22 protein-coding genes are annotated in these 23,023 nt (G+C 62.7%); 10 read left to right on the forward strand and 12 right to left on the reverse strand.

Translation table 11 applies throughout. The features are described from left to right. Positions 1-187 precede the first annotated feature (187 nt). Both NKK51_RS20665 and NKK51_RS20670 read left to right on the forward strand, forming a co-directional pair. Complete coding sequence (locus tag NKK51_RS20665; protein WP_352554435.1) at positions 188-928, forward strand: glycosyltransferase; 741 nt, start codon at positions 188-190, stop codon at positions 926-928. A gap of 230 nt (positions 929-1,158) precedes the next feature. After that, entirely contained in the window at positions 1,159-2,094 is a 936-nt protein-coding gene (locus tag NKK51_RS20670; protein ID WP_352554436.1) for a glycosyltransferase family 2 protein, read from the forward strand. Positions 2,095-2,164: 70 nt separating this feature from the next. Here NKK51_RS20670 and NKK51_RS20675 read toward each other — a convergent pair whose 3' ends face one another. The 3 genes from NKK51_RS20675 to NKK51_RS20685 form a co-directional block, all read right to left on the reverse strand. Further along, positions 2,165-2,968, reverse strand: coding sequence for a DUF1194 domain-containing protein (locus tag NKK51_RS20675; protein ID WP_352554437.1), 804 nt, complete (start codon positions 2,966-2,968; stop codon positions 2,165-2,167). An 86-nt stretch (positions 2,969-3,054) separates the two neighbouring features. Then, entirely contained in the window at positions 3,055-4,881 is a 1,827-nt protein-coding gene (locus NKK51_RS20680; RefSeq protein WP_352554438.1) for an ABC transporter ATP-binding protein/permease, read from the reverse strand. 132 nt (positions 4,882-5,013) lie between these two features. Then, positions 5,014-5,796 (reverse strand): class I SAM-dependent methyltransferase, encoded by a 783-nt coding sequence (locus NKK51_RS20685; protein WP_352554439.1) that lies wholly within the window; start codon positions 5,794-5,796, stop codon positions 5,014-5,016. Between the two features lie 196 nt (positions 5,797-5,992). Between NKK51_RS20685 and gloB the strand changes: the two genes are divergently transcribed. Further along, complete coding sequence (gloB, locus tag NKK51_RS20690; RefSeq protein WP_352554460.1) at positions 5,993-6,760, forward strand: hydroxyacylglutathione hydrolase; 768 nt, start codon at positions 5,993-5,995, stop codon at positions 6,758-6,760. A 19-nt stretch (positions 6,761-6,779) separates the two neighbouring features. Then, positions 6,780-7,208, forward strand: coding sequence for a cupin domain-containing protein (locus tag NKK51_RS20695; protein ID WP_352554440.1), 429 nt, complete (start codon positions 6,780-6,782; stop codon positions 7,206-7,208). Positions 7,209-7,221: 13 nt separating this feature from the next. Here NKK51_RS20695 and NKK51_RS20700 read toward each other — a convergent pair whose 3' ends face one another. Genes NKK51_RS20700 through NKK51_RS20710 form a run of 3 tightly spaced genes read right to left on the reverse strand, consistent with a single transcriptional unit; the run spans position 7,222 to position 9,672 of the window. Further along, complete coding sequence (locus NKK51_RS20700; RefSeq protein WP_352554441.1) at positions 7,222-7,896, reverse strand: lysoplasmalogenase family protein; 675 nt, start codon at positions 7,894-7,896, stop codon at positions 7,222-7,224. Beyond that, positions 7,893-8,849 carry an aromatic amino acid exporter YddG gene (gene yddG, locus NKK51_RS20705; protein ID WP_352554442.1) on the reverse strand — a complete coding sequence of 319 codons (957 nt, stop codon included), beginning with the start codon at positions 8,847-8,849 and terminating at the stop codon, positions 7,893-7,895. The genes NKK51_RS20700 and yddG overlap by 4 nt, the downstream gene beginning before the upstream one ends. 34 nt (positions 8,850-8,883) lie before the next feature. Beyond that, positions 8,884-9,672, reverse strand: coding sequence for a DUF3108 domain-containing protein (locus NKK51_RS20710; RefSeq protein WP_023811078.1), 789 nt, complete (start codon positions 9,670-9,672; stop codon positions 8,884-8,886). A 273-nt stretch (positions 9,673-9,945) separates the two neighbouring features. Between NKK51_RS20710 and rpmB the strand changes: the two genes are divergently transcribed. From rpmB to NKK51_RS20725, 3 genes are all read left to right on the forward strand, one after another. After that, complete coding sequence (rpmB, locus tag NKK51_RS20715) at positions 9,946-10,242, forward strand: 50S ribosomal protein L28 (RefSeq protein WP_013529373.1); 297 nt, start codon at positions 9,946-9,948, stop codon at positions 10,240-10,242. A 182-nt stretch (positions 10,243-10,424) separates the two neighbouring features. Beyond that, positions 10,425-11,105 (forward strand): queuosine precursor transporter, encoded by a 681-nt coding sequence (locus NKK51_RS20720; RefSeq protein ID WP_352554443.1) that lies wholly within the window; start codon positions 10,425-10,427, stop codon positions 11,103-11,105. Between the two features lie 59 nt (positions 11,106-11,164). Continuing rightward, a complete protein-coding gene (locus NKK51_RS20725; protein WP_352554444.1) occupies positions 11,165-11,836 on the forward strand; it encodes a spermidine synthase in 672 nt (223 codons plus the stop codon). Positions 11,837-11,847: 11 nt separating this feature from the next. On the opposite strand, the gene NKK51_RS20730 is transcribed toward NKK51_RS20725, so the two are convergent. The 4 genes from NKK51_RS20730 to NKK51_RS20745 all read right to left on the reverse strand — a co-directional run bounded on the left by NKK51_RS20730 (position 11,848) and on the right by NKK51_RS20745 (position 16,525). Further along, the gene (locus NKK51_RS20730) at positions 11,848-12,876 is read right to left on the reverse strand and encodes an esterase-like activity of phytase family protein (RefSeq protein ID WP_352554445.1); all 1,029 of its coding nucleotides are present in this window, start codon (positions 12,874-12,876) and stop codon (positions 11,848-11,850) included. Continuing rightward, complete coding sequence (cobT, locus tag NKK51_RS20735; RefSeq protein ID WP_352441752.1) at positions 12,873-14,774, reverse strand: cobaltochelatase subunit CobT; 1,902 nt, start codon at positions 14,772-14,774, stop codon at positions 12,873-12,875. Before cobT ends, NKK51_RS20730 begins: the two co-directional genes overlap by 4 nt. Positions 14,775-14,785: 11 nt before the next feature. Beyond that, positions 14,786-15,772, reverse strand: coding sequence for a cobaltochelatase subunit CobS (gene cobS, locus NKK51_RS20740; RefSeq protein ID WP_023811073.1), 987 nt, complete (start codon positions 15,770-15,772; stop codon positions 14,786-14,788). A 123-nt stretch (positions 15,773-15,895) separates the two neighbouring features. Next, positions 15,896-16,525: a J domain-containing protein gene (locus NKK51_RS20745; RefSeq protein WP_032909134.1), complete on the reverse strand. Its 630-nt coding sequence runs from the start codon at positions 16,523-16,525 to the stop codon at positions 15,896-15,898. 181 nt (positions 16,526-16,706) lie between these two features. On the opposite strand from NKK51_RS20745, the gene NKK51_RS20750 reads away from it, so the two are divergent. Then, a complete protein-coding gene (locus tag NKK51_RS20750; RefSeq protein ID WP_128304678.1) occupies positions 16,707-17,009 on the forward strand; it encodes a BolA family protein in 303 nt (100 codons plus the stop codon). Positions 17,010-17,039: 30 nt separating this feature from the next. On the opposite strand, the gene NKK51_RS20755 is transcribed toward NKK51_RS20750, so the two are convergent. Then, on the reverse strand, positions 17,040-18,593 hold the full coding sequence (locus tag NKK51_RS20755; protein ID WP_352554446.1) for an acetolactate synthase large subunit: 1,554 nt from the start codon (positions 18,591-18,593) through the stop codon (positions 17,040-17,042). 100 nt (positions 18,594-18,693) lie between these two features. Further along, complete coding sequence (locus NKK51_RS20760; protein ID WP_352554447.1) at positions 18,694-19,500, reverse strand: alpha/beta hydrolase; 807 nt, start codon at positions 19,498-19,500, stop codon at positions 18,694-18,696. 241 nt (positions 19,501-19,741) lie between these two features. Here NKK51_RS20760 and NKK51_RS20765 point away from each other — a divergent pair, with 241 nt between their 5' ends. Continuing rightward, the gene (locus NKK51_RS20765; protein ID WP_352441755.1) at positions 19,742-21,691 is read left to right on the forward strand and encodes a PrkA family serine protein kinase; all 1,950 of its coding nucleotides are present in this window, start codon (positions 19,742-19,744) and stop codon (positions 21,689-21,691) included. A gap of 17 nt (positions 21,692-21,708) precedes the next feature. Further along, a complete protein-coding gene (locus NKK51_RS20770; protein ID WP_352554448.1) occupies positions 21,709-23,019 on the forward strand; it encodes a YeaH/YhbH family protein in 1,311 nt (436 codons plus the stop codon). Positions 23,020-23,023 lie beyond the last annotated feature (4 nt).

The following is a 23,023-nucleotide window of genomic DNA, read 5'->3' on the forward strand; positions in this document are numbered from 1 at the left end:
GCCGTTTCCAGTCTCCGGCCCTCAGGGTGTTGCCGTTGAGACGCAAGGTTGCGAATTCGTGGTTGCGGACGGATTGAACTCTGCAACCAGATGATGACACGGGAATATGTTTTTCGTAGCGTCATGCTGGACGCGATGCCGAGCGAAGCATGGAGCGGGGAACCTGACCTATTCGATCGTTGTCGAAATGGAAAACGCCAAGTCCATCAATGAAGATGAGATCGGCGTTTCGTTGAGTGCTTTGGCACGGGAAATAGAAGCCGTGACGACAACCGGTCAATACCTAAAACCGGAGGTCATCGTTGTTCATAGCGGATCAGATACCGACACACCGCTTCTCCGGCATCGTCTCACCGAAATTGTTCCGCAACTTGGTATGGTTGCAAATACGGTCTTCAGTGCCTGCACAGGCGGCCGGTACTATGAGATCAAGAACGCAGGCGCCGCGCTGGCCAAGGGCGATATCGTCATTTTCTGCGATTCCGATACAGTGATCGAAGACGGCTGGCTGTCGGCACTTCTCAAACCATTCCAGGACCCGAAGACAATCGCCGTGAACGGTTACACCTATCTCGGCTGTGACGATTTCGCGTCGCGGACCTTTGCGCTTCTGTGGTTCTTCCCGCTGCGTGATGGTGATCGGCGCTTTGCCTCCAAGCGCGCGATGAACGCCAACAATTGCGCCTTCCGCAGAAGCTGGTTAGCCGGCCATCCCTTTCCGGCCAGCAATGGATTCAAGGTTTCTTGCACGTTGCTCACCAGCCAGTTACGAGCAAGCGGGCATGATTTTGTCAGAGTCGATGCCGGGCCAGCCATTATCCTCCGCGCGGTTGGCGCTTTTTCTTTTGGCGTGCCCTGGTCACCGGGCGCGATGCGGACCGGAAATATGTGGCACTGGCATCGCCATCCCAAGCCGCGCGAGTGCTGAAGGCGACAAGACGTTGGTTTTCGACGTCCTGGAAAGTGGGCGGGCGTATTCTGACGCATGCAACTCGGCTCGGAATGCCCGCATGGCAGATCCCGTTTGCACTGATCGTCGGATTGGCCTTTTGCGCGCTGGTTTTTTGTGCACAAGCGGCCATGGCCCTTGGGCTGGTTCGGGACGAGGTTGAAAACGTGCCCCTCTACGTGGGACATAGCTGAAGCACTATGGTCAAAATGGTCAAAACCATCGAACCGACACCTCTCATCACGATCATTACGCCGACCCACAACCGACGCGAAACGGTGTTGCGCGCCGTGGAAAGCGTACTCTCCCAGAGCATGTCGAGGCTTGAGCACATTGTCGTCGACGATGGTTCGACCGATGGAACCGAAGCGGCGCTGGCCCGTATCCAGGACCCGCGGCTGATCTATGTCGGGGCGAAATGGCGAGGCGCCAACGCAGCCAGGAATGCCGGCATCGAGCGCGCGCGGGCACCGTTGGTGACGTTCCTCGATTCCGACGACATCTACATGCCGCACCGGCTTGAACGAACCCTGACCTGGTTCGATGAGAATCCTGCACTGCAAGTGCTGATCAGTTCGTTCGTGTCCCTGAAAGGCAATCGCATCACAAACTGCGTCAACCCCGAGGCGTTCGTGAGCCCTGCAATGCTGGAGCGGACGCTGGTTGGGCAGACCATCTTCATTGCCGGCTCCGCGATCACCGCTCGCCGCGAAGCCTTGCTGGCCATCGGCGGCTACGACAGCGACATCACCCGCATGCAGGATCGCGAATTGCTGCTGCGCCTTGCCCGGCGCTTCGGTGCGCAGTTGTCCAGGGATCTGGACTGGACGAAATACAATTCGGAGAACTCGATTTCCGGCCGCCGTGACGGCTATGTCGAGGCCTATGCGAACCTGATGGGCAAACATCCGCATATTGCCCATGCCTACCCGCACATTCCGCCTTACATGATCTCGCGGCAGCTCATCGCCGACATCCTGCGAGGCAGGATACCGGAGGCATTTCAGGGCTACATGGCCAACCGTTCATCCAAAACGCTTGGCTATTCGCTGCCGGAATTGATGCAAGGCTATGTCCATGGCCGGCGCTGGCGCCGCGATCTCTCCAACGAGTTTCGCAATCAATTTGGTGCCCGGCCCGCTTAAACCGATAGGGATTCCGGGAAATTGTGGAACGGTTTTTCCTCCGGATCGCGTTAACCCCTCTGTCTAGAGCTCAACGGTCAAGTTCGGGAAAATACGGATCCGATAGAAACCGCCTGTCCCGTTCGCCTTGCAGGCAGTCTATCGACGTCGCCGCGTCGACGGGGATGCTTCTCACCTCGTCCTGAATGCCGCTCACTTCCAGGAGCAGCTTGCGCCGGATGGCTGTCGAAAACTCGGCGGCGGCATAGATAGGCAGCACGAAGGAACCGGGCCCGCCGATCACGCACTGCGCATAATACTGGTCGAGATGGCTGAAGGTGGGCGACGGGCTGATCAGGATCGGCAGGCCATTGACGACGATGCCTTTGCCAGTCGCCGCATCACGCGTCGCGGTGACCGGCGGCCCGATATTGTTCGGTCCGTCGCCCGAAATGTCGATGACGCTGCGTTCGCCCTGGAAAGACGTGCGGTCGAAAAGCTCGGTGCCGAAGGCCAGCGCGCCGGAAATCGAAGTGCCGCGAAAGCTGCGGAACGGACGAGCCGCGACCTTGTCGGCAAAGCTGTTCGCGCTCTCGGCACTATCGATAATCTGCCAGCCGATAACCGCGTCGTCGCGCACCGTGCCGGCCCATTCGAAATAGGTCAGCGCTATGCGGCCCTTGGCGCCGGCGCGGACAGCCTTGATGAAGTCGGGATGCCGCAGCGCCTCGACATAACCGGCCCGCTGCAGGGCGAACTCCTTCTCGTCCATCGACAGCGAGATGTCGACCGCCAGCACCAGCTCGACGTCGACGGCGAGCGCATCCGGCGGCGAGGCGGCCGGGGCAGCCTGGGCGCAGGCAAGACAGGCAAGCAGGCGCAGAGCATCAAGCATGGCCGTCGCCAAGATTGTTTCTCCCGAGGAGCTTCCCTCGCGATCGCGGCAAAATAAAGCTTTGCTTCCCTCGCCCGGAAATCAGCTCATTTCTTGCGACGAGCGGCGGCTGGCGGCGGTTCGATCGCGCCGGCCCTGACGCGGGCGGGCTTCAGGGCTGGCGCACCGGAATCCTTGACGATCGTCAAAGCGCGCGGGAAGAAGTGGTTGTTGTGCTGGCCGCGCCCGATGTTGAGGATTGCTGTCCTCGGCAAACGCTTCTCGAGCATCGACAGCACGCGTCTTAGCGATGGGCCGTCGAACGCATCCAGCGCTTCATCGATGATCACCCATTTCGGCTGCCGCAACGCGAGCCTGGCGAAGGCCAGCGAGCGTTGTTCGTCATCGCCCAACTCATGGTCCCAACGCCCGGCGCGGTCGAGCGACGAGGATAGCCGTCCCAGACCGACCTCGGCCAGCACCGCCGAAATGTCGGCATCGTTCGCCGGCGCGGGCCCGTTCGGGTGATCGAGGACCTCGCGCAACGTGCCGACCGGAAAATAAGGCACGCGCGGCACGAATATGGGGGCTTCTCCCGCCGGCAGGCCGATCCGGCCGCTTCCCCATGGCCACAGGCCGGCAATGGCACGAAAGAACAGCGTCTTGCCCGCACCGGGATCGCCGGTGATCATGACGCGCTCGCCGGGGCGGATTTCGACATGCGGGTCGGCGAGTCTCGTGCAACCCTCCGGCGAGGTCACTTCGAGCTTCTCGAAAGTCAGGCTGCCATTGACGTTTTGGCCGAAGGCGATGCGCTTTTCCGTGTCGTGCAGCGCATCGGTTTCATCGAGCGCGATGCGGAAATCGGCCACGCGCATCAGCGTGGCGCGCCAATCGGCGATACTGCCGATGTTGTTGATGAACCAGCGCAAGGAGGAGTGGACCTGGTTGAAGGCGCCGACCGCCATCATCAGCCCGCCAAAGCTGATATCACCTGAGAAATAGACCGGCGAAGCGACCAGTATGGGCGCCACGACGGTGATCCAGCCATAGGTGTCGGTCACCCAGGACAGGTTGATCTGGGCGGTGTAGATGCGCCGCATGGCGCCCAGCACCGTGCCGAGATCGAGTTCGAGCCGCCGCCTGGCGTCGGCCTCGCCATGATACAACGCAATGGCATCGACATTCTCGTTGACGCGCACCATCGAGGAGCGCAGCTCGGCTTCGCGTGTATAGCGGTCGCTGTTCAGGCGGATGAGCGGGCGCCCGACCAGCCAGCTCAGCCAGGAGGCGATGCCGGCGTACAGGATGGCGGCCCAGACCATGTAGCCCGGTATGGCCAGCGAGGTCCCGCCGATGTGGAACACGAAGCCCGAGGACAGCTCCCACAGCACCCCGACGAAGGACACCAGCAGGATGCACGACTGCAGCAGGCCGACGCCGAGATCGGTTGACAGGTCGGACAGATGCGCGGCGTCCTGCTGCATGCGCTGGTCGGGATTGACGCCGATGGCGCCGGCATTGGCCAACCGGAAGGCGCGCGCCGGCCGCATCCACTGATCGATCAGATCCAGCGTCAGCGCCTCGCGCAGTTTGAGCCTGATCATCTGGTTGAGCCAGGTCTGGCCGATATTGAGCACCAGCAGCCCGCCGGCGATCATCGCGAAGACGAAGAGCTGGTGCAGGAAGGCCGCCATGTCGCGGCGCGCAAGCGCATCGTAGAAAGGCTGGTTCCAGCGGTTGAGCAGAACTTGGCCGATCGACGTTGCGATGATCACGGCCATGATGCCGACCAATGTCCACTGCAACCATTTGCGAACCGGCGATCCCGCCAGCGCCCGCCGGATCGTCATCACCTGATCGCGCAGGCTGCTGGCTTCGACCGCCACGGCAACCGGCTGAACGGCGGCGGCATTGTCCGGTTGATCAGCCATGGCCGAGGTCCTCGCGTCAGTGCTGAAACCGGATGGAGAAACTTGACAGGCGTTCGTATGGGCTGCCGGATGGGCTGTCGGTCCGCTTGCGACAGATAGGCAGGGAAACGACGTCAGGCACGCTTGCCGTGATCACGAAGCCGTCACCTGCGCAGCCGAGGGCTTGGCATCGGCATTGTGACGGCCAAGCCGGGTGGCGCCATGCGGCGACAGCACCGGCACGAAGACGCGGCGCGAGGCGCGCTGGACGACAGGCACGCCTTGATAGAGCCGTTTCTGCGCCTCGACGACGATGACGCCGGAAAAGATCGGCCACAGCCGCCGGCCGGCGCGCTCCAGCACATTGTGGAAGCGCATCATGAAACGGCGCCGTGACGGCGGAAAGAACAGCGCATCGGACCAGGCGGCGGGCGTGAAATTGGCCTCGCGCAGCAGTTCCGTAAGCTGGCCGCGCGAAAAAGGCCGGCCATTGCCGAACGGGGTGTGCTCGAAGCGCGCCCAGACACCGCGCCGGTTGGGCACGACGATGACCACGCGGCCAGCCGGCGACAGCACGCGCCAGATCTCGTTCAGCGTCTCACGCGGGTTCTCGACATGTTCGAGCGAATGGACGAGCAGCATGCGGTCGATGCAGGAATCGACCAGCGGCAGTTCCTCGTCGAAGACCAGTGCCGTCGCCGTCGGCCCTGTCGCCGGCCACACCACCGCGCCCTGCGTCGCCGGCATGAAGGCGAAGACCCGCTCGGCGTCGGTGCCGAACCGCTCCAGCCACGGCAAGGTGTAGCCCAGACCAACCAGCCGCTCGTTGGGCACGACCGCCCATATCGACGACAACGCCATGGTGATCGAACGCTCGGCGAAACGGCCGAGTGTTGTCGAATAGAAGGAGCGAAGATCGACGATGTCGGAATGCATGGCAGGGATGTAGCCGCGATATCGGCGGGTTTCAACAACAGGCCGCGACGACCTGGCATTCCGGGAATGTCACTAGACATTGCGGGACGTCGTTCAACGTCCCGGAATGTTGCTCAACATCCAGGATGTCTTCAACATCCAGGATGACATCCACGCGCCGGCGCCCTATGTCTGCGGCCATAAACGGAGAGATGCGATGCCGGTCGAAATCGAACAGTTCATGTGCCGCAGCGACAATTTCGGCGTGCTGGTGCATGATCCCAAAAGCGGCCAGACCGCGATCATCGACGCGCCCGAGGAAGCGCCTATCCTGGCCGCGCTCAAGCGCACCGGCTGGACGCCGACGATGATCCTGACCACGCATCATCACATGGATCACGTTGAGGCCAATCTGACGCTGAAAGAGCGCTTCAAGCTGCGCATCGTCGGCCCGGAAGCGGAAAAGGCCAAGATCCCCGGCATCGACGAGACCGTCGAAGACGGCTCGGTTCTCCATCTTGGCGATGAAAAGATCGAAGTCATCGCCACGCCCGGCCACACCGCCGGCCACGTTTCCTACTATTTGCCGGCTTCGGGTGTGGCGTTCACCGCCGACACGCTGTTTGCGCTGGGTTGCGGACGGCTGTTCGAATGCAAGCCGCCGGTGATGTACGATTCGCTGAAGAAGCTGGCCGCGCTTCCGGCCGAAACGATTATTTATTGCGGTCATGAATACACGCTCGCCAACGCCCGTTTCGCGCTGACCGTCGACCCGACGAATTCGGCATTGAAGGAACGCGCCGCCAAGATCGAAAAGCTGTGCGCCGACAATAAGCCGACGCTGCCGACGACGATCGGCGAGGAGCTGTCGACCAATCCCTTCCTGCGCTGGCACGATCCGGCGATCCGCAAGCATCTGGGGCTGGAGAAAGCTTCGGACGCCGAGGTCTTTGCCGAAATCCGCAAGCGCAAGGACAATTTGTAGGCCCGGTGGTATCGTCGCCATGACCAGCTCCGCAGAAATTATCGCGACGCTCGGGCTGAAGCCGCATCCGGAAGGCGGCTGGTATGCCGAGACCTTTCGCGATGGCACCGGCGGCGCGCGCGGCCATTCGACTGCCATCTATTTCCTGCTTGAGGAGCATCAGGTTTCGACCTGGCACCGGGTCAAGGATGCCGCCGAGGTCTGGCATTTCCATGCCGGCGCCCCGCTGGCGCTGGCGATGTGGGAGGAAGGCAGTGCCGTTGTGGAGCAGGTCCTCGGCATCGATCTCGCAGCCGGTGAGCGGCCGCAGATCGTCGTGCCCGCAGGATGGTGGCAATCGGCGCGCAGCCTGGGCGAATGGACGCTGGTCGGCTGCACCGTCGCGCCGGGCTTCGAATTTGCAGCTTTTGAGCTGGCGGCACCCGGCTGGCAGTCTGGACAGTCCTAACTTGGCAAGAACCTTAATTTAGCAGGAAGCCTAGCGTGGTCGCGAGCTGGGCGGCGTAGTATAGCGCCCAGACGGCGAAGCGCATCCAGGCGCGGTGGGGCGAGATGGCGGCGACAAGGAATTTCTCCGTGGCGAGCAGCCCGTCCGATACCATGAACAGCACGGCGCCACCGATCACCCACATATTGCTTGTTGTCAGCGCCGAGATGCCCATTGCCAGGATCGCCGCGATATAGACGGTGATCGGGATACGCAGGCTGGGACCGACACGACGCCACAGCGCCGCCAGCACGATGACCACGAACACCGCCATGGCGAGCGCGATCGCTCCGCGCCACGGCTCGGCGCCAAGCACTCCCAACCCGCCACCGCTGCGCAGGAACAGCGCGACATAGACGATGTGAGCGACAAGAAAACTGGCCAGCCCGCCGAGAAAGGCCTTTTCGCCGTCGCGTGACAGGAAGGCGTCGCCAACGGCGCTGAGTGCGAGCGCGGCGACCAGCAGCAGCGGGCCGCCTTGCAGCGCCGCCAGCACGGCGAGCATCGCCACGGCGAGCGTCTTTGCGGCCGAGCGGGCCAGCGTTGGCGGCATGCCAAGCGTGAAGGCATAGATCACCGCCGCCGCCAGCGAAAAAATCAGTGTCGCATTGGCATTGGCGTCGATGCCGCCCGCAAACGGCATCGTCATGCCTGGGCTCCGCCTTCGGATGCCCGGGCTCCGTCTTCGGATGCCCCGGCTCTGCTTTCGGATGCCGCGGCTCCGCTCTCGACCGCAGCCGGCTTGCGCAGGAACAGGGATTTTGCGGCGAGCACCGCACCGCTGGTGATGAGCACGCAGGCGGCGAGGATGCGCAGCGACGGCTCGGCGACGCCGGCCGCGATCAACACCAGCGTCGACAACAGCGGTGCGGCATAGCTTGCGGCACCCAACACCTGTATGTTGCCGCGCTTGACGCCGATGTCCCAGGCGTAGAAGGCAGCGCCCACCGGCATCAGGCCAAGACCAAGCACCGCCAGCCACTGGCCGGCGCCGACGGGCAGAATCGTCTGTTCCAGCGCCAGGTGGCAGGCGAGCGACAGCACCGCGGTGGCAGCACAGAACCAGGTGACGATGCTGGTCGGCACCGATGGGAAGCGCCGCGACAACAACGAATAGGACGACCACAAGACGGCGCAGACGGCAGCCATGGCATAGCCGAAGGAATAGCGGGCGTCGAAGGCCAGCCCGCCACCCTTGGTGACGATCAGCACGGTGCCGGCAAGGCCGAGCAGCGCGCCGACGATATGGTTCCAGGCAAGTTTTTCGCCCGGCATCAACGCCGAGCCGAGCACTATCAGCAGCGGCCACAGATAGGCGATCAGGCTCGCCTCCACCGCCGGCGCATTGCGCAGTGCGGTGAAATAGAAAAAGTGGTAGCCGAACAGGCCGGCAATGCCGATCAGCCACACCTGCGGCGGTATCTTCTGGCTCTTGTCGGGTGCCGGCATGAACAGCCGCGCGACCAGCCCGACGCCGGTGCCGATCGAGAAGGTGATCGCCGATAGCAAGAACGGCGGCACCTGGCCCGACGCATCGGTGAGCAGTGCGAGCAACGCCCACATGGCGACCGCCGAAAAGCCGATCAGTGTTGCGCGCCCCATTCTGTCTCCAGTGGCGCGCCAATTCCGCGCCTGGCTATTGTACGGCTTCGAAACGCCCGGCGCTGATGGTCAAGGTGCCGATCTGCGTGCCAACCGTGGCACGGATCGGCGCATATACGCCGGTTTGGCCGAGCGGTGCAAACGTCACCATCATGCGGCTTTTGTTCTTGAGATAGTTGAGCGCCTTGCGGCCCTTGCGATAACCCGCCACCGGCTCGAAGCCCATCTGGCAGGTGACGGTGTCGCCCTTGTAGCCCGGGACCGAGATCGTGCCTTTCGACGCGTAGGTCAACGTCAGGTCGGCACGCATCTCGCCGTCATAGAACTTCACCGTGCGGCCGCAGACCTGGTCGAGACTGTCGGCATGAATGACGGTGGCGGCCATAGGATCGAGCACCGATGCCAGGTCGCCGGCACCGAGCGGTACCCAGTTCTTGGGGTCGCGTTTGCCTGGTGCCGGTACGACCTTCGTCGAAGTGACCCTGCCATTGGCAAAGCGGATATCGACCACCGATGCCTTCTTGCCGGAGGTGTAGTCGGCGCGGAATGCCTGCGGCACCATCTTTTTGCCCGCAATCGTGCCTTTGGACGAGATCGTGCCGCGCGTGTCGTCGAACAGCTTGGCGAGACCTGCCGCGGTGACACTGCCTTGGATCGCGTAGGCGCCGTTCTCATAGCGGCTGGAAAACGTTGATTTCGCTATCGAAAGACCAAGAAACGACACCGTGTACTCGCCCTTGAACGACTGCGGCGAGGCAGCAGACGCGGCGGACGGCAAAGCTATGGCAAGCATGGCAACAAGGGCATGTGGCGAACGAAGCATGGCGGGATCGGGTCCTTGATTTTCGGCCGGAGGCGGGCAACTCCGGTCTGGCATGTCCCTATGGAACCGCTTATAGGATGAATTCCGGCCTTAATATGAAAATGCCGGGCGCGCCGTGGGCAATGCAGGGGCTGGGCAAGCCGGAGCTTGACGCCTCGGCGAAATGCAACTATGGAACGCCAACTTTTTCCATAAGGCCGCCTGACCAGAACCGCGCGCCACCCGGCGTGGACTTGAGTGTTTGGCAGACCCCGAGAACTGAAGGTTAGAACCATGTCCCGCACCTGCGAACTCACTGCCAAGGCAGTCATGTCCGGCAACAATGTGAGCCACGCCAACAACAAGACCAAGCGTCGCTTCCTGCCGAACCTCGTCAATGTGACGCTGATTTCGGAAGCGCTGAACCAGAACGTGCGCCTGCGCATTTCGGCCAACGCGCTGCGTTCGGTAGAACATCGCGGCGGCCTCGACGCCTTCCTGGCCAAGGCAGACGTCAAGGAATTGTCGCAGCGCGCCCGTTTGCTGAAAAAGCAGATCGCCAAGAAGACCGCCGAACAGGCTGCCGCTTAAAACAGTTCAAAGGCGGGGGACGACCGCCCTGGCCAACCTCTTGTTGGCCTCTGGCCAACACTTGTTGGCCTGAGCATCGGATCGAAGCCGCAAGGTTTTGGCAATCCGGTGCCCACATACGAAGGCAAGCATCGCCCGCATGGGCATGGTGCTTGGCTGGTTCCATTACCCAGGATAAAAAAATGACTTCCTTCTCACGGTATTTGCCATTCGTGGCCGCCATGGCGCTCGTCGTCGTGGCATCGAACATTCTCGTGCAATTCCCGATGCAGGGCCAGATCGGCGGCCTCTCGCTGGCCGACGTGCTGACCTGGGGCGCCTTCACCTATCCTTTCTCGTTCCTGGTCACCGACCTCGCCAACCGCCGCTACGGACCCACTGTGGCGCGCCGGATCGTCTTTGTCGGCTTCATGACGGCGGTGATCTGCTCGATCCTTGTACCGCCCTTCCTGTTCCGCCATGGCCTGATCGAATTCGAGACCGCCGCCGACCGGCTGGTGCGTATCGCGGCCGCGTCCGGAGCGGCGTTCCTCAGCGCGCAACTGCTCGATGTCACCGTGTTCAACCGGCTGCGCCAGCAGAGCTGGTGGCGCGCGCCGATCATCGGCACGCTGGTCGGGTCGGTGTTCGACACCGCCGTGTTCTTCACCGTCGCGTTCTCGGCTGCCTTTGCCTTCGCCGGACCAAACGACGGCTTTGCGTCGGAAAGCGCACCTTTGATGGGCGTCTTCCATGTCGAGGCGATGCGCTGGATTTCCTGGGCGCTTGGTGATCTCTCGGTGAAACTGATCATCGCCGTCGTGGCGTTGATCCCCTACCGTCTGCTCGCCGCCCGCTGGAGCCAGCCGGCGGTTGCGGCTTAAGCCATGATCCCGAAAAGTGGGACCCGGTTTTCGGAAAAGATCATGGTCGGACAAAGATCATGATCCCGTGGGTCCAGCTCGATTCGGCGAAGACTCCCGACGGCGGACAAGAACTGCGCCTCAAGCGGCGCGGCACCGAATTCTCGATCATGCTGGGCACCAACGAACTGATGAATAGCCGCCTCAGCGGTTCCGAGGAAGCGCTGGCAAAACTGTCCTGCGAGCGGATTGCCGGCCAGAGCCGGCCCACAATCCTGATCGGTGGGCTTGGCATGGGTTTTACCTTGCGCGCCGCACTCACAGAATTGGCCAATGATGCCGGAATAGTCGTCGCCGAACTGGTGCCGGCCGTCGTCGCCTGGGCGCGCGGTCCGATGGCCGAAATCTTTGGCGGCTGTCTCGACGATCCTCGCGTCACAATCCAGGAAGCCGATGTCGGGCAGTTGATCCGGTCGCGGCCCGCGGCCTGGGACGCCATTCTGCTCGATGTCGACAACGGCCCGGAAGGCATCGTCCACAAATCCAACGACGCACTTTACAGCGTGCACGGCCTCGCAGCCGCACGCAGCGCCCTGAAACCCGGCGGCGTGCTGGCAGTGTGGTCGCAAGGCCCCGACATCGGCTTCACGCGGCGGCTGAAGCAGGCAGGCTTCGGGGTCGAAGAGGTCAGTACGCGCGCCAACGGCAAGCGTGGCGCCCGCCATGTCATCTGGATCGCCACCAGGACGTAAAGCCGGCGGGCTCAATCCTGGTGGAGAATGAATTCCAGATAGAGGTTGCGCTGCAGGATCGAGTGGTTGTCGTCGGAGATCAGCGACACCATCAGCGCGCCGTCGCCGCGGGTCCAGACGTCGAGCCCTTCCATATTGTCGATCTGGTAGCCCATGTCGGCCTCCAGCAGCACCGGCCCGTCGGCGACCGCGCCCTTCTCGACGCTTTCGCCATAGATGCGCCGCAGCCGCATCTTGACGCCGCTGGCCATCGAGAAACTGCGCTCCAGAAGCAATAGGTCGCCATCCGGCAGGAAGGCCCCGTCGGTAATGTCGAAATCGCCATTGCGCTTGACGGTAAAGACGCCCTTGTGCGGTCCTTCGATGATGGCGGCATAGATGTTGCCGGCCTTGTCCAGGCTCTTCTCGGAGACCACGACAAGGCCGCCCTCATGCTGGCCGTTGGCATTGGCGTGGGTGACGGTCTCGAAGCCGCGATTCTGGCGCAGCTCGCGGGCCGGAACGGCGAAATCCAGCGGCTTGAAGGGTGCCTTCATGTCGTTGGGGTCGATCTTGAACTGGGCGACGCGGTGGCTGCGCTCGAAGCCGACGGTTGCGATGCCGTTCTTGACCGCGAGACCTTCCGCATCGACCTCCCATTTCCTGTCGATCGGCCGGCCGGTCTGGTCGACCATCTGCTGCATGCGGAAATTCTGGATGCCGGAGGGTCGCTTTTCCGCGTCGCGGACCACCGTGCCGAAGAACCAGAAGCCGGTGTCGGCAACGCCGATGAAGTCACCGCCGGCTTTCAGGAAGCGGAAGGCCGACAGCGCGCCGAAATCGCGTGTCGGCGAGGTCATCTCCAGCCCGCCGACGAATTCGAACGGGCCGAACTGCTTGCCGGCACGGCCAATGTGGAATTCGGTGATCGGGCGGGCCGAGATTTCGGCCGGTTCGACAGAACTAGAGTCGGCCGAACCGGCTGCCGCCGAAGCCACGCCGGAAAGCAGGGCGATGGCGGCGAAAAGCGTCTGCCGAAACCCGCCGCGCCTGGAGATCATCCGGCGCGCCGCATACCACCGCCGCGTCGCGTATCCTTCGCGCTTTCCTCGGCAAACAGCGAAGCCAGCTGCTCGGTCATGGCGCCGGCCAGTTCCTCCGCATCGACAATGGTGACGGCACGGCGGTAGTAGCGCGTGACGTCGTGGCCGATGCCGATGGCCAGCAGTTCCACCGGCGAACGCGTTTCGATCAGCTCGATGACGGCGCGCAGATGGCGCTCGAGATAATTGCCCGGATTGACCGACAGCGTCGAATCGTCGACCGGCGCCCCGTCCGAGATCATCATCAGGATCTTGCGCTGCTCGGGCCGGGCGATCAGCCGGTTGTGCGCCCACAGCAGCGCCTCGCCGTCGATATTTTCCTTGAGCAGGCCTTCGCGCATCATCAGGCCGAGATTGCGCCGTGCCCGCCGCCACGGATGGTCGGCGGACTTGTAGATGATGTGGCGCAGATCGTTGAGCCGGCCAGGATTCGGCGGCTTGCCGTCCTTCAGCCATTTCTCGCGCGCCTGCCCGCCCTTCCAGGCCCGCGTGGTGAAACCGAGGATCTCGACCGAGACGCCGCAACGCTCCAGCGTGCGGGCCAAGATGTCGGCGCAGGTTGCCGCGACCGTGATCGGCCGGCCGCGCATCGAGCCGGAATTGTCGAGCACCAGCGTCACCACCGTGTCGCGGAATTTGGTGTCGCGCTCCTGCTTGAACGACAGCGGCTGCATCGGGTCGATGACGACCCGCACCAGCCTTGCCGGGTCGAGGTAACCCTCTTCAAGGTCGAAATCCCAGGAGCGGTTCTGTTGTGCCATCAGGCGACGTTGCAGCCGGTTGGCCAACCGCCCGACGACGCCGGACAGATTGGCCAGCTGCTTGTCGAGGAAGGCGCGCAGCCGGTCGAGCTCTTCTTCTTCGCACAGCTCCTCGGCCCCGACCGTCTCGTCGAAAGCCGTGGTGAAGACCTTGTAGTCGATTTCCTTCGGCAGATTGGTGAAGGGATTGTCGTTGCGGCGCGCCTCGCCGGGCGTTTCGGCATCGGCGTCGTCATCGTCGGACAGGTCGTCCGCGGTGGCGTCGGAGGCTTCGGTCTCGGCCGACTGTTCGTCATCGGCCGAAGCTTCGGCGTCCTCGGACTGCGACTGCTCGGAGCCGGAATCCTCTTCGCCGCCCTCCTCGCTCTGCTCCTCGCCTTGCGGCTGGTTGTCGTCATTGTCCTCGGAATCTTCCGTCTCCTGGTCGTCGCCGAGTTCCTCGGCCATCTCCATGGAGGCGAGCATCTCGCGCACGACCCGGGCGAACGCCTGCTGGTCGCCGAGCTTGGCCGACAATCCGTCGAGGTCGGCCTTGGCCTTCTCCTCGACCCAGGGGCGCCAGAGTTCGACCAGCCGCTCGCCGCTTTTCGGGATAGGACGGCCGGTGAGCTTCTCGCGCACCATCAGGGCGAGTGCTTCCTCGATCGGCGCGTCGGCTTTGTCCTTGACGTCGACGAGGTTGGCCTTGGCGTATTTGTCCTCCAGCATCGAGCCGATATTGTCGGCGACGCCTTGCATGGCGCGTGAGCCTATCGCCTCGACGCGAGCCTGTTCGACCGCGTCATAGATGGCGCGGGCCGCCTTGCCTTCCGGCGCCAGCTTGGTGTGGATGCGCACATCGTGGCAGGCGCGCTTCAGCGCCATGGAATCGCCGAGGCCGCGGGTGATCGCGATATCGGTCTTCGACGCCTTCTTCGGCAATTCTGGCAGACGCGCACGGCTGCCGGCGAGCGCCGGCCGGTCCTTGGCGAAGCCGACCTCCAGCTCCTTGTCGCCGGCGATGGCGCGCATGCAGACGGTGACGGCGCGCTTGAAGCTGTCGGCTTCAGAACCCGTCTTCGACTTGTTGCGCGTGTTGTCGCCCGGACCCGCCATCGAGACTCTGCTTAGCCCAGCACCACGTTGGCGGCGCTCTCGGGCAGATCCTCGCCAAAGGCGCGCTGGTAGAACTCGGCCACCACCGAGCGTTCCAGTTCATCGCACTTGTTGAGGAAGGTCAGCCGGAACGCCATGCCGATATTGCCGAATATCTCGGCATTCTCGGCCCAGGTGATCACGGTGCGCGGGCTCATCACGGTCGACAGATCGCCGTTGATGAAGGCCGAACGCGTCATGTCGGCGACGCGCACCATCTTGTTGACGATGTCCTTGCCCTTGCTGTCGCGATAGTGCTTGGCCTTGGCCAGCACGATGGCGACTTCGTTGTCGTGCGGCAAATAGTTCAGCGTGGTGACGATCGACCAGCGGTCCATCTGCGCCTGGTTGATCTGCTGGGTGCCGTGATAGAGGCCAGTGGTGTCGCCGAGGCCGACCGTGTTGGCGGTCGAGAACAACCGGAAGGCCGGATGCGGGCGGATGACCCGGCTCTGGTCGAGCAGCGTCAGCCGGCCCGACGATTCCAGCACGCGCTGGATGACGAACATCACATCCGGACGGCCGGCGTCGTACTCGTCGAAGCACAGCGCGACATTGTGCTGGTAGGCCCAGGGCAGGATGCCGTCGCGGAATTCGGTGATCTGCAGGCCGTCCTTGACCACGATCGCGTCCTTGCCGACGAGATCGATACGGCTGACATGGCTGTCGAGGTTGACGCGCACGCAAGGCCAGTTAAGGCGGGCGGCAACCTGTTCGATATGGGTCGACTTGCCGGTGCCGTGATAGCCCGACACCATGACGCGGCGGTTGTAGGCAAAGCCCGCAAGGATCGCCATCGTCGTGTTCTTGTCGAAGAGATAGTCCGGGTCGATGTCGGGGACATGCTCCGATGTCACCGAATAGGCCGGCACCACCATCTTGGACTCGAAGCCGAATTTCTCCTTCACCGACACCGTCGTGTCGGGCAGGTTGGCGATGTCACGATCGACCTTGTTCATATCTCTCAACGTCTCCACGGGCGAAACGTCTGATTTCGCCGGCAATCGATTTTGTCCGGGGGCGGTCTTAGAGCCTTTTCCAACCTTATGAAAGTTGGAAAACGACACGAACCGTATGGCCGCTCAGCACAGGCCCGCCTGTTTGAGCACGCGATAGGCCTGCAGCACATCGCGGAACCGGTCTTCCGAACCTCTGTCGCCACCATTCGCATCCGGATGGTGCTGTTTCACCAGTTCCTTATAGCGCGCCTTGATCTCCTTGCCAGTCGCCTTTGTATCAAGGCCAAGCGTTTCCAGCGCCTTGGCCTCAAGCGGCTTGGCCTTGCGCTCGCGCGCCTCGCGCGGATCCTTCGGTCCCTTGAACAGGTCGAACGGGTCGCGCATGCGGTTATAGTAGCCGGCCCGGCCGGAACGCATCTGGGCCATATCGGGCGACGACCGCGTCGAGGCCCCGTTGGCGCCCATCTTCCAGGTCGGCCGGTGCCCGGTCATGGCTTCCTTCTGGAAGCGCGCGACCTCGGTGTCCGGCACGCCGGAAAAGTAGTTGAAGCCCTTGTTGTACTCGCGCACATGATCGAAGCAGAAATGGAAATACTCGCCCTCCTTCATGCGCCCGACCGGCGCACGATGGGTGCCCGCTTCCTTGCAGCCGTCCCACTGGCAGATCGGCGAGTGCGACTTCAGCTCCGCGTCCTTGTCGGGGCGGACGCGAATCTTCTCGAAATATTTGGGGTACGGCTTCATCTTACCCATTTATGGGGCGTTCGCAGATGCGAAACAAGAATTGACATTTTCGCGATCATCGCCCTAACCGCTGAATCGCGGCATAAAGCAGGCGAATGGCGGATTTTGTTGCACGGCGGCGGCCCCTCGCGAAACCGATTTTCGGTTTCCAGGCCGAGACGCCAGCGATATTTGGTGAAGGGAGATGGCGATGTCCATAGAGGCGACCATGGAAGACAAGCTCAATAAGGCATTTTCGCCGGACAGGCTGGTTATCATCAACGAGAGCCATCTCCATGCCGGTCACCACCATCACGGCTCCGACCACCACGGCACTTACGACGGCACCGGCGAGACGCATTTTCGCGTCCGCGTCGTCGCTTCCGCCTTTGCCGGCATGAGCCGCATCGACCGTCACCGCGCCGTCAATGAATTGCTTGCCGATGAATTGAAGGCCGGCGTGCACGCGCTGGCGATCGAACCGGCGGCTCCCGGCGAAAAGACCCGCTGGTAGCTCGGTTCCGCCTATCGTTTTTCGCCGCGCTCAGAGCACCGCTTCGATGAGGAACGGCCCGCGCCGTGACAGCGCGCTGTCCAGCAGCGCCTCGAAGCGCTCGCACGTATCGGCGCGGGCCGCCTCCACGCCCATGCCTTTGGCCAGCGACACCCAGTCGAGCGAGGGATAGTCGAGGTCGAGCATGCGCCTGGCGTTCTCGCCGATGGCGCCGACGCCGACATTCTTCATCTCGCCATGCAGGATCGCATAGGTTCGGTTGGAAAACACGATCGTCACCACGTCGAGCTTTTCCCGCGCCTGCGTCCACAATCCCTGCACCGTGTACATGCCGCTGCCGTCGGCTTCGAGATTGATCACCTTGCGGTCCGGACAGGCGATTGCCGCCCCGGTCGCCATCGGGATGCCGCCGCCGATCGATCCGCCCGTGCCCATCATGTAGTCGTGCGGCGCTGCAAAGGCCGACAGCGCGAAGAAACGCCTGGCCGAGGTGACCGCTTCATCGCAAATGATCGCATCGGCCGGCAGTTTGCGCGCCACCGACAGCGCGATCGCATCTTCCGTCAGCTTGCCGCTCGGCGTTGCCTCGTCGGGAAAAGCGGCCGCGAGCACCTGTCGTTGCGGCGGCTTGATGCCAAGTTCGTCGCGAAGCGCCTCCAGCGCCGCATGCAGATCGTCGCCATGGGCGGCCAGTGTCAGCACCTCGCAGCCTTCCCGAACGAGCCGTCCCGGTTTTCCCGGATAGGCGAAGAAGGCAACCGGCTCCTTAGCGCCGACCAGGATCAGAACATCGACATCCCTGAGCACAGCCATCGCCGCGTCGACCGGATAGGGAATGCGGGTCGGCGCGACACGCCCGCGCCCGCGTTGCATCCGTGCGATCAGAACCTCGCCGAACAGCCGGACGTCGCTGCCCGTCGAGATTTGCCCGGCGATGGCGAGCGCATCGGCGCGTGCGGCCTTTCCGCGAACAATCATGCCTGCCCGGCCCGGAGCGGCACGGATCGCCGCGGCGACCTTGCGCACGGCGTCCATATCGACGGCCGGCGCTGGCACCAGCGTCACCTTGCCGACCGAAACCGCGTCGACTTCGCCCCAGGCGGCATCCGCCGGCAGGATCATCGTCGCGACGCCGGGTGGTGTCAGCGAGGCGCGAAAGGCTGCTTCAGCTGCCGGCGCGATATCGGCCGGGCCCTTGACGCGGCCGACCCAGTTGGACATCGGCGCCGCAAGGCTTTCAATATCGCTGGTGAGCGGGGCATCGAGCGGCAGATGGTAAGAGGCGTGGTCGCCGACGATGTTGATCATCGGGCTGAAGGCACGCCGGGCATTGTGCATGTTGGCGAGACCGTTGGCCAGGCCGGGACCGGTATGCAGCAGCGTCGCGGCCGGCCGATCGGTCATCCGCGCATAGCCATCGGCGGCCCCGGTCACCACCCCCTCGAACAGCCCGAGCACGCAACGCATTTTCGGCTTGCGGTCAAGTGCTGCAACGAAGTGCATTTCGGAGGTGCCGGGATTGGCGAAGCAGACTGTCACATCATTGGCCAGAAGCACGTCACACAGGACATCGGCGCCGTTCATGCAATTCCCTCCCGCTCACGATCGAAGAGCACTTGCACCCAGGCGCGCCCGCACAGCAATGTCCCGCCGCCACTTTTGATCTGATCCAGTGCCGTAAAGATCAGCCAACCGTCGATTTCAGGAATGCCAGCGCGGCCGCGGTCAGCGCGTCGCCATCCTCGCCGAAATCCCGATTGATCGACATATGCGTGTAGGCGCTGCCGTCGAACAGCGTAACCTTGGTGCCCGTCGCGCGCAGGCGCTCGGCAAAGGCCTTGGAGTCCTCGCCGCGGCCAGGGGCGCGCGAATAGGCAATGAAAGTCGGCGGGTGCCTGCGGCCGTCGACATGGCTGGCCGGCGACAGTGCCGCCCATTGCGCGGGATCGGAAAAGACGCGGGCATAGGCCCGCACCATGCCGCCCTTCTTGGCAAGTGCTGCAAGATCATAGGCCCTGGTATCGTCGAGAATGAGCGCAGCTATGCCGGGCAACCCGCCGCGCATGCCGGTCAGCGCAATCAGATGGCAGCCGGCCGAATGGCCCATGCCGACGATGCGGTTGGGATCGCCGCCATGCCGGGCGATGTTGGCCCTGATGTAGGCGTAGGCCTTTTCGACGTCACCGGCCTGGGTGGCGACATCGGCCTGCGGCAACATGCGGTAATCGATAGAGACGAAGCAGAAGCCGTTGGCGAGCAGGAAGGCCGGTTTGGCGTCGACCTGACTGCGTTTGCCAAACTGCCAGGTGCCGCCATGAACGAAAAACACGACCGGCAGGTCCATTGCACCATCGGGCGCATAGATGTCGAGCTTGGCCGGCCCGTAGTCTAAGGTTTTTGGCGTGGGTCGGCGTGTTTCCGACGCGGCCGATGCTTCCAATGGCAGCATCGCCGCCACCGAGGCCATGATCAGGCTTCGTCGATCGATCATCACTGTCTCCTGACGAGGCAAGACTGCACGCGGCGGCCCCAGCCGTCCAGTCAGGGATTCGCCACACACCCGCTACCCGCGCTGAATACCGCTCCGCACCGAGCGCCTTGATCCCGGAGTGGCCTCAAATCCTTATGATCGTAGCCACCTCTTCACATGAAGGGAACAAACGGTACCCCCCGACAGTTGAATGCGAGGTGAGCCGAATGGAAGCCACAGCGGCTCCGAGGGCAAAAGCATCATGCGAGAGAACCAGTCTGACGTCTTCGATCTGTTTTCGGAAATTTACACCAACGCGACGCAGGAAGAGATCAGCATCCAGCAATATCTCCTTGCCTGCCGCGAGGACAAGTCGATGTATGCCTCAGCGCCTGAACGGATGGTCGAGGCGATCGGCGAGCCGAACCTGGTCGACACCAGCAAGGATGAGCGGCTCGGCCGCATATTCTCCAACCGGACCCTGAAAGTGTACCCCTCCTTTGCCGATTTCTATGGCATGGAGGACACAATCGAGCGCATCGCCGGCTATTTTCGCTATGCGTCGCAGGGGCTCGAGGAACGCAAGCAAATCCTCTATTTGCTCGGCCCGGTCGGCGGCGGCAAATCGTCCCTTGCCGAGCGGCTGAAGAAGTTGATGGAGCAGCGCCCGATCTACACGCTGAAGGTCGGCAACCAGGTCAGCCCGGTTTTCGAATCGCCGCTGGGCCTTTTCCATCCCGATCGCATGGGCGACCTGCTGGAGGATAAATACGGCATTGCCCGACGCCGGTTGAATGGGCTCATTTCGCCATGGGCGGCCAAGCGCCTCGATGAACTCTCCGGCGACATTTCCAAGTTCAGCGTCGTCAAGCTGATGCCTTCGCGACTGCGCCAGATCGGCATCGCCAAGACCGAGCCCGGCGACGAGAACAATCAGGACGTTTCGGCCCTGGTTGGCAAGGTAGATATCCGGCAATTGGAAAATTTCAGCCAATCCGATCCGGACGCCTATTCCTATAGTGGCGGACTGAACCGGACCACCCAGGGCCTGCTTGAATTCGTCGAAATGTTCAAGGCGCCTATCAAGGTCCTGCATCCGCTGCTGACCGCCACCCAGGAAGGCAGCTACAACGGCACCGAAAATTTCGGCGCCTTTCCCTATCAGGGGATCATCGTGGCTCATTCCAACGAGTCGGAATGGCTGCAGTTCAAGAACAACAAGAACAATGAGGCTTTTCTCGATCGCATCCTCGTGGTCAAGGTGCCGTATTGCCTGCGGATAACCGAAGAGCGGCAGATCTACGAGAAACTGCTGCGGGAGAGCGAATTGGCCGCCAGTCCCTGCGCTCCAGAGGTGCTGGACATCCTCAGCCGGTTTACCGTCTCGACCCGGTTGGCCGAGCACGACAATTCGCCGCTCTACACCAAGATGCGCGCCTATGATGGCGAGAACCTCAAGGAAGTCGACCCCAAGGCCAAGTCGGTTCAGGAATATCGGGACGCCGCGGGCGTCGACGAGGGCATGGCCGGCGTCAGCACGCGCTTTGCCTTCAAGATCCTGTCGCAGACCTTCAACTATGACACCGAAGAGGTGGCCGCCGACCCCGTGCATCTCATGTACATCCTGGAGGAGGCAATCAAGCGCGAACAGTTTCCGAAGGAGACGGAAGCCGCCTATCTGGAGTTCATCAAGTCCGAGCTGGCCGCGCGGTATGCCGAATTCATCGGCCATGAGATCCAGAAAGCCTATCTGGAATCGTACAGCGAGTACGGCCAGAATCTTTTCGACCGCTACATCGCCTATGCCGACGCCTGGATCGAAGACCAGGACTACAAGGATCCCGACACCGGCCAGATCCTCAACCGCGAGGTTTTGGACAACGAGCTTTCGCAGGTCGAAAAACCGGCCGGCATCGCCAATCCCAAGGACTTCCGCAACGAGGTGGTGAAATTCACGCTGCGCGCCCGTGCAAGAAACCATGGCCGCAACCCGGCGTGGACAAGTTACGAAAAGCTGCGGGAAGTCATCGAGAAACGCATGTTCGGCCAGGTCGAGGACCTCCTGCCGGTGATCAGTTTCGGCTCCAAGCAGGACAGCGTCACGGAAAAGCGGCACAATGAATTCGTGCAGCGGATGGTCGAGCGCGGCTACACCGAGCGGCAGGTTCGTCGCCTTGTGGACTGGTACATGCGGGTGAACAGGGCGGGTTAGAGAACCCGGATGGTTCCATGCCGATCTTCATCGACCGCCGCCTGAACCCGAAAGACAAGAGTCTCGGCAATCGCCAGCGCTTCCTCCGACGCGCGCGCGAGGAATTGAAGCGGAGCATACGCGACCAGATCCGCACCGGCAGGATTGCCGACGCGGATTCCGAGCACGCCGTGCGCATGCCCGAAAGAGGCACAAGCGAGCCGAGCTTCAACAACGCCGGCGACACCGGCAGGCGTCAGCACATCTTGCCGGGCAACAGGCATTTCTCCGCCGGAGACCTGATCCCCAAGCCCGGCGGAGGCGGCGGGGGAGCATCGTCCCCGGGAAACAAGGCATCAGAGGACGACTTTCGTTTCGTACTGTCGCGCGAGGAAGTGCTCGATCTGTTCTTCGAGGATCTCGAGCTCCCGGACATGGTCAAGCTCAACCTCAAGGAGATCCTTGCCTTCAAGCCGCGCAGAGCCGGCTTCGCCGCCACCGGTTCGCCGACCAACATCAATGTCGGCCGCACGATGCGCAACAGCCACGGCCGCCGCATTGCGCTGAGGCGCCCCAAGCAGGTCGAACTGGATGTCCTCCTCGAGGAAATCGCCTCGCTCGAGTCGGCGCCATCCAGCGTCGACGCGCGCCAGCGTATCGCGGCATTGCGCGAAGAGCTTGACCGGCTGGAACGACGCCGCCGCCGGATTGCCTATGTCGATCCGCTCGACATCCGCTTCAACCGCTTCGATTCCCGGCCGGTGCCGAACGCCAATGCCGTCATGTTCTGTCTGATGGACGTGTCCGGGTCCATGGGCGAGCGCGAGAAGGATCTGGCCAAGCGTTTCTTCGTGCTGCTGCACCTGTTCTTGAAACGACGCTACGACCGCATCGAGATTGTCTTCATCCGCCACACGCACCTGGCTCAGGAGGTCGACGAGGAGACATTTTTCTACAACACCCAAAGCGGCGGCACCGTCGTTTCCACCGCGCTGGAGGAAATGCACCGTATTATCGCCAGCCGTTACCCGGCCCACGACTGGAACATCTATGCCGCCCAGGCCTCGGACGGCGACAATTTCGCCGGCGATTCAGAGCGATGCATTTCGCTGCTCAACGGCGAACTCATGCGGCTGTGCCAATATTTTGCCTATGTCGAGATCATCGACGAGCGTGAAGCCCATATTTTCGGCTCGACCGAAAACGGGACGTCGCTGTGGCGTGCCTATAACGCCATCGACCAGAAGTGGCCGAACTTCCAGATGAGCCGCATCGCCACACCCGCCGATATCTACCCGGTCTTTCGCCAGCTCTTCGGCAGGCAGCCGGCCTCCCTCAAGAGAGCGTGAGGGT

This window comes from Mesorhizobium sp. M0011, from assembly GCF_040324155.1.
GTDB lineage: Bacteria > Pseudomonadota > Alphaproteobacteria > Rhizobiales > Rhizobiaceae > Mesorhizobium.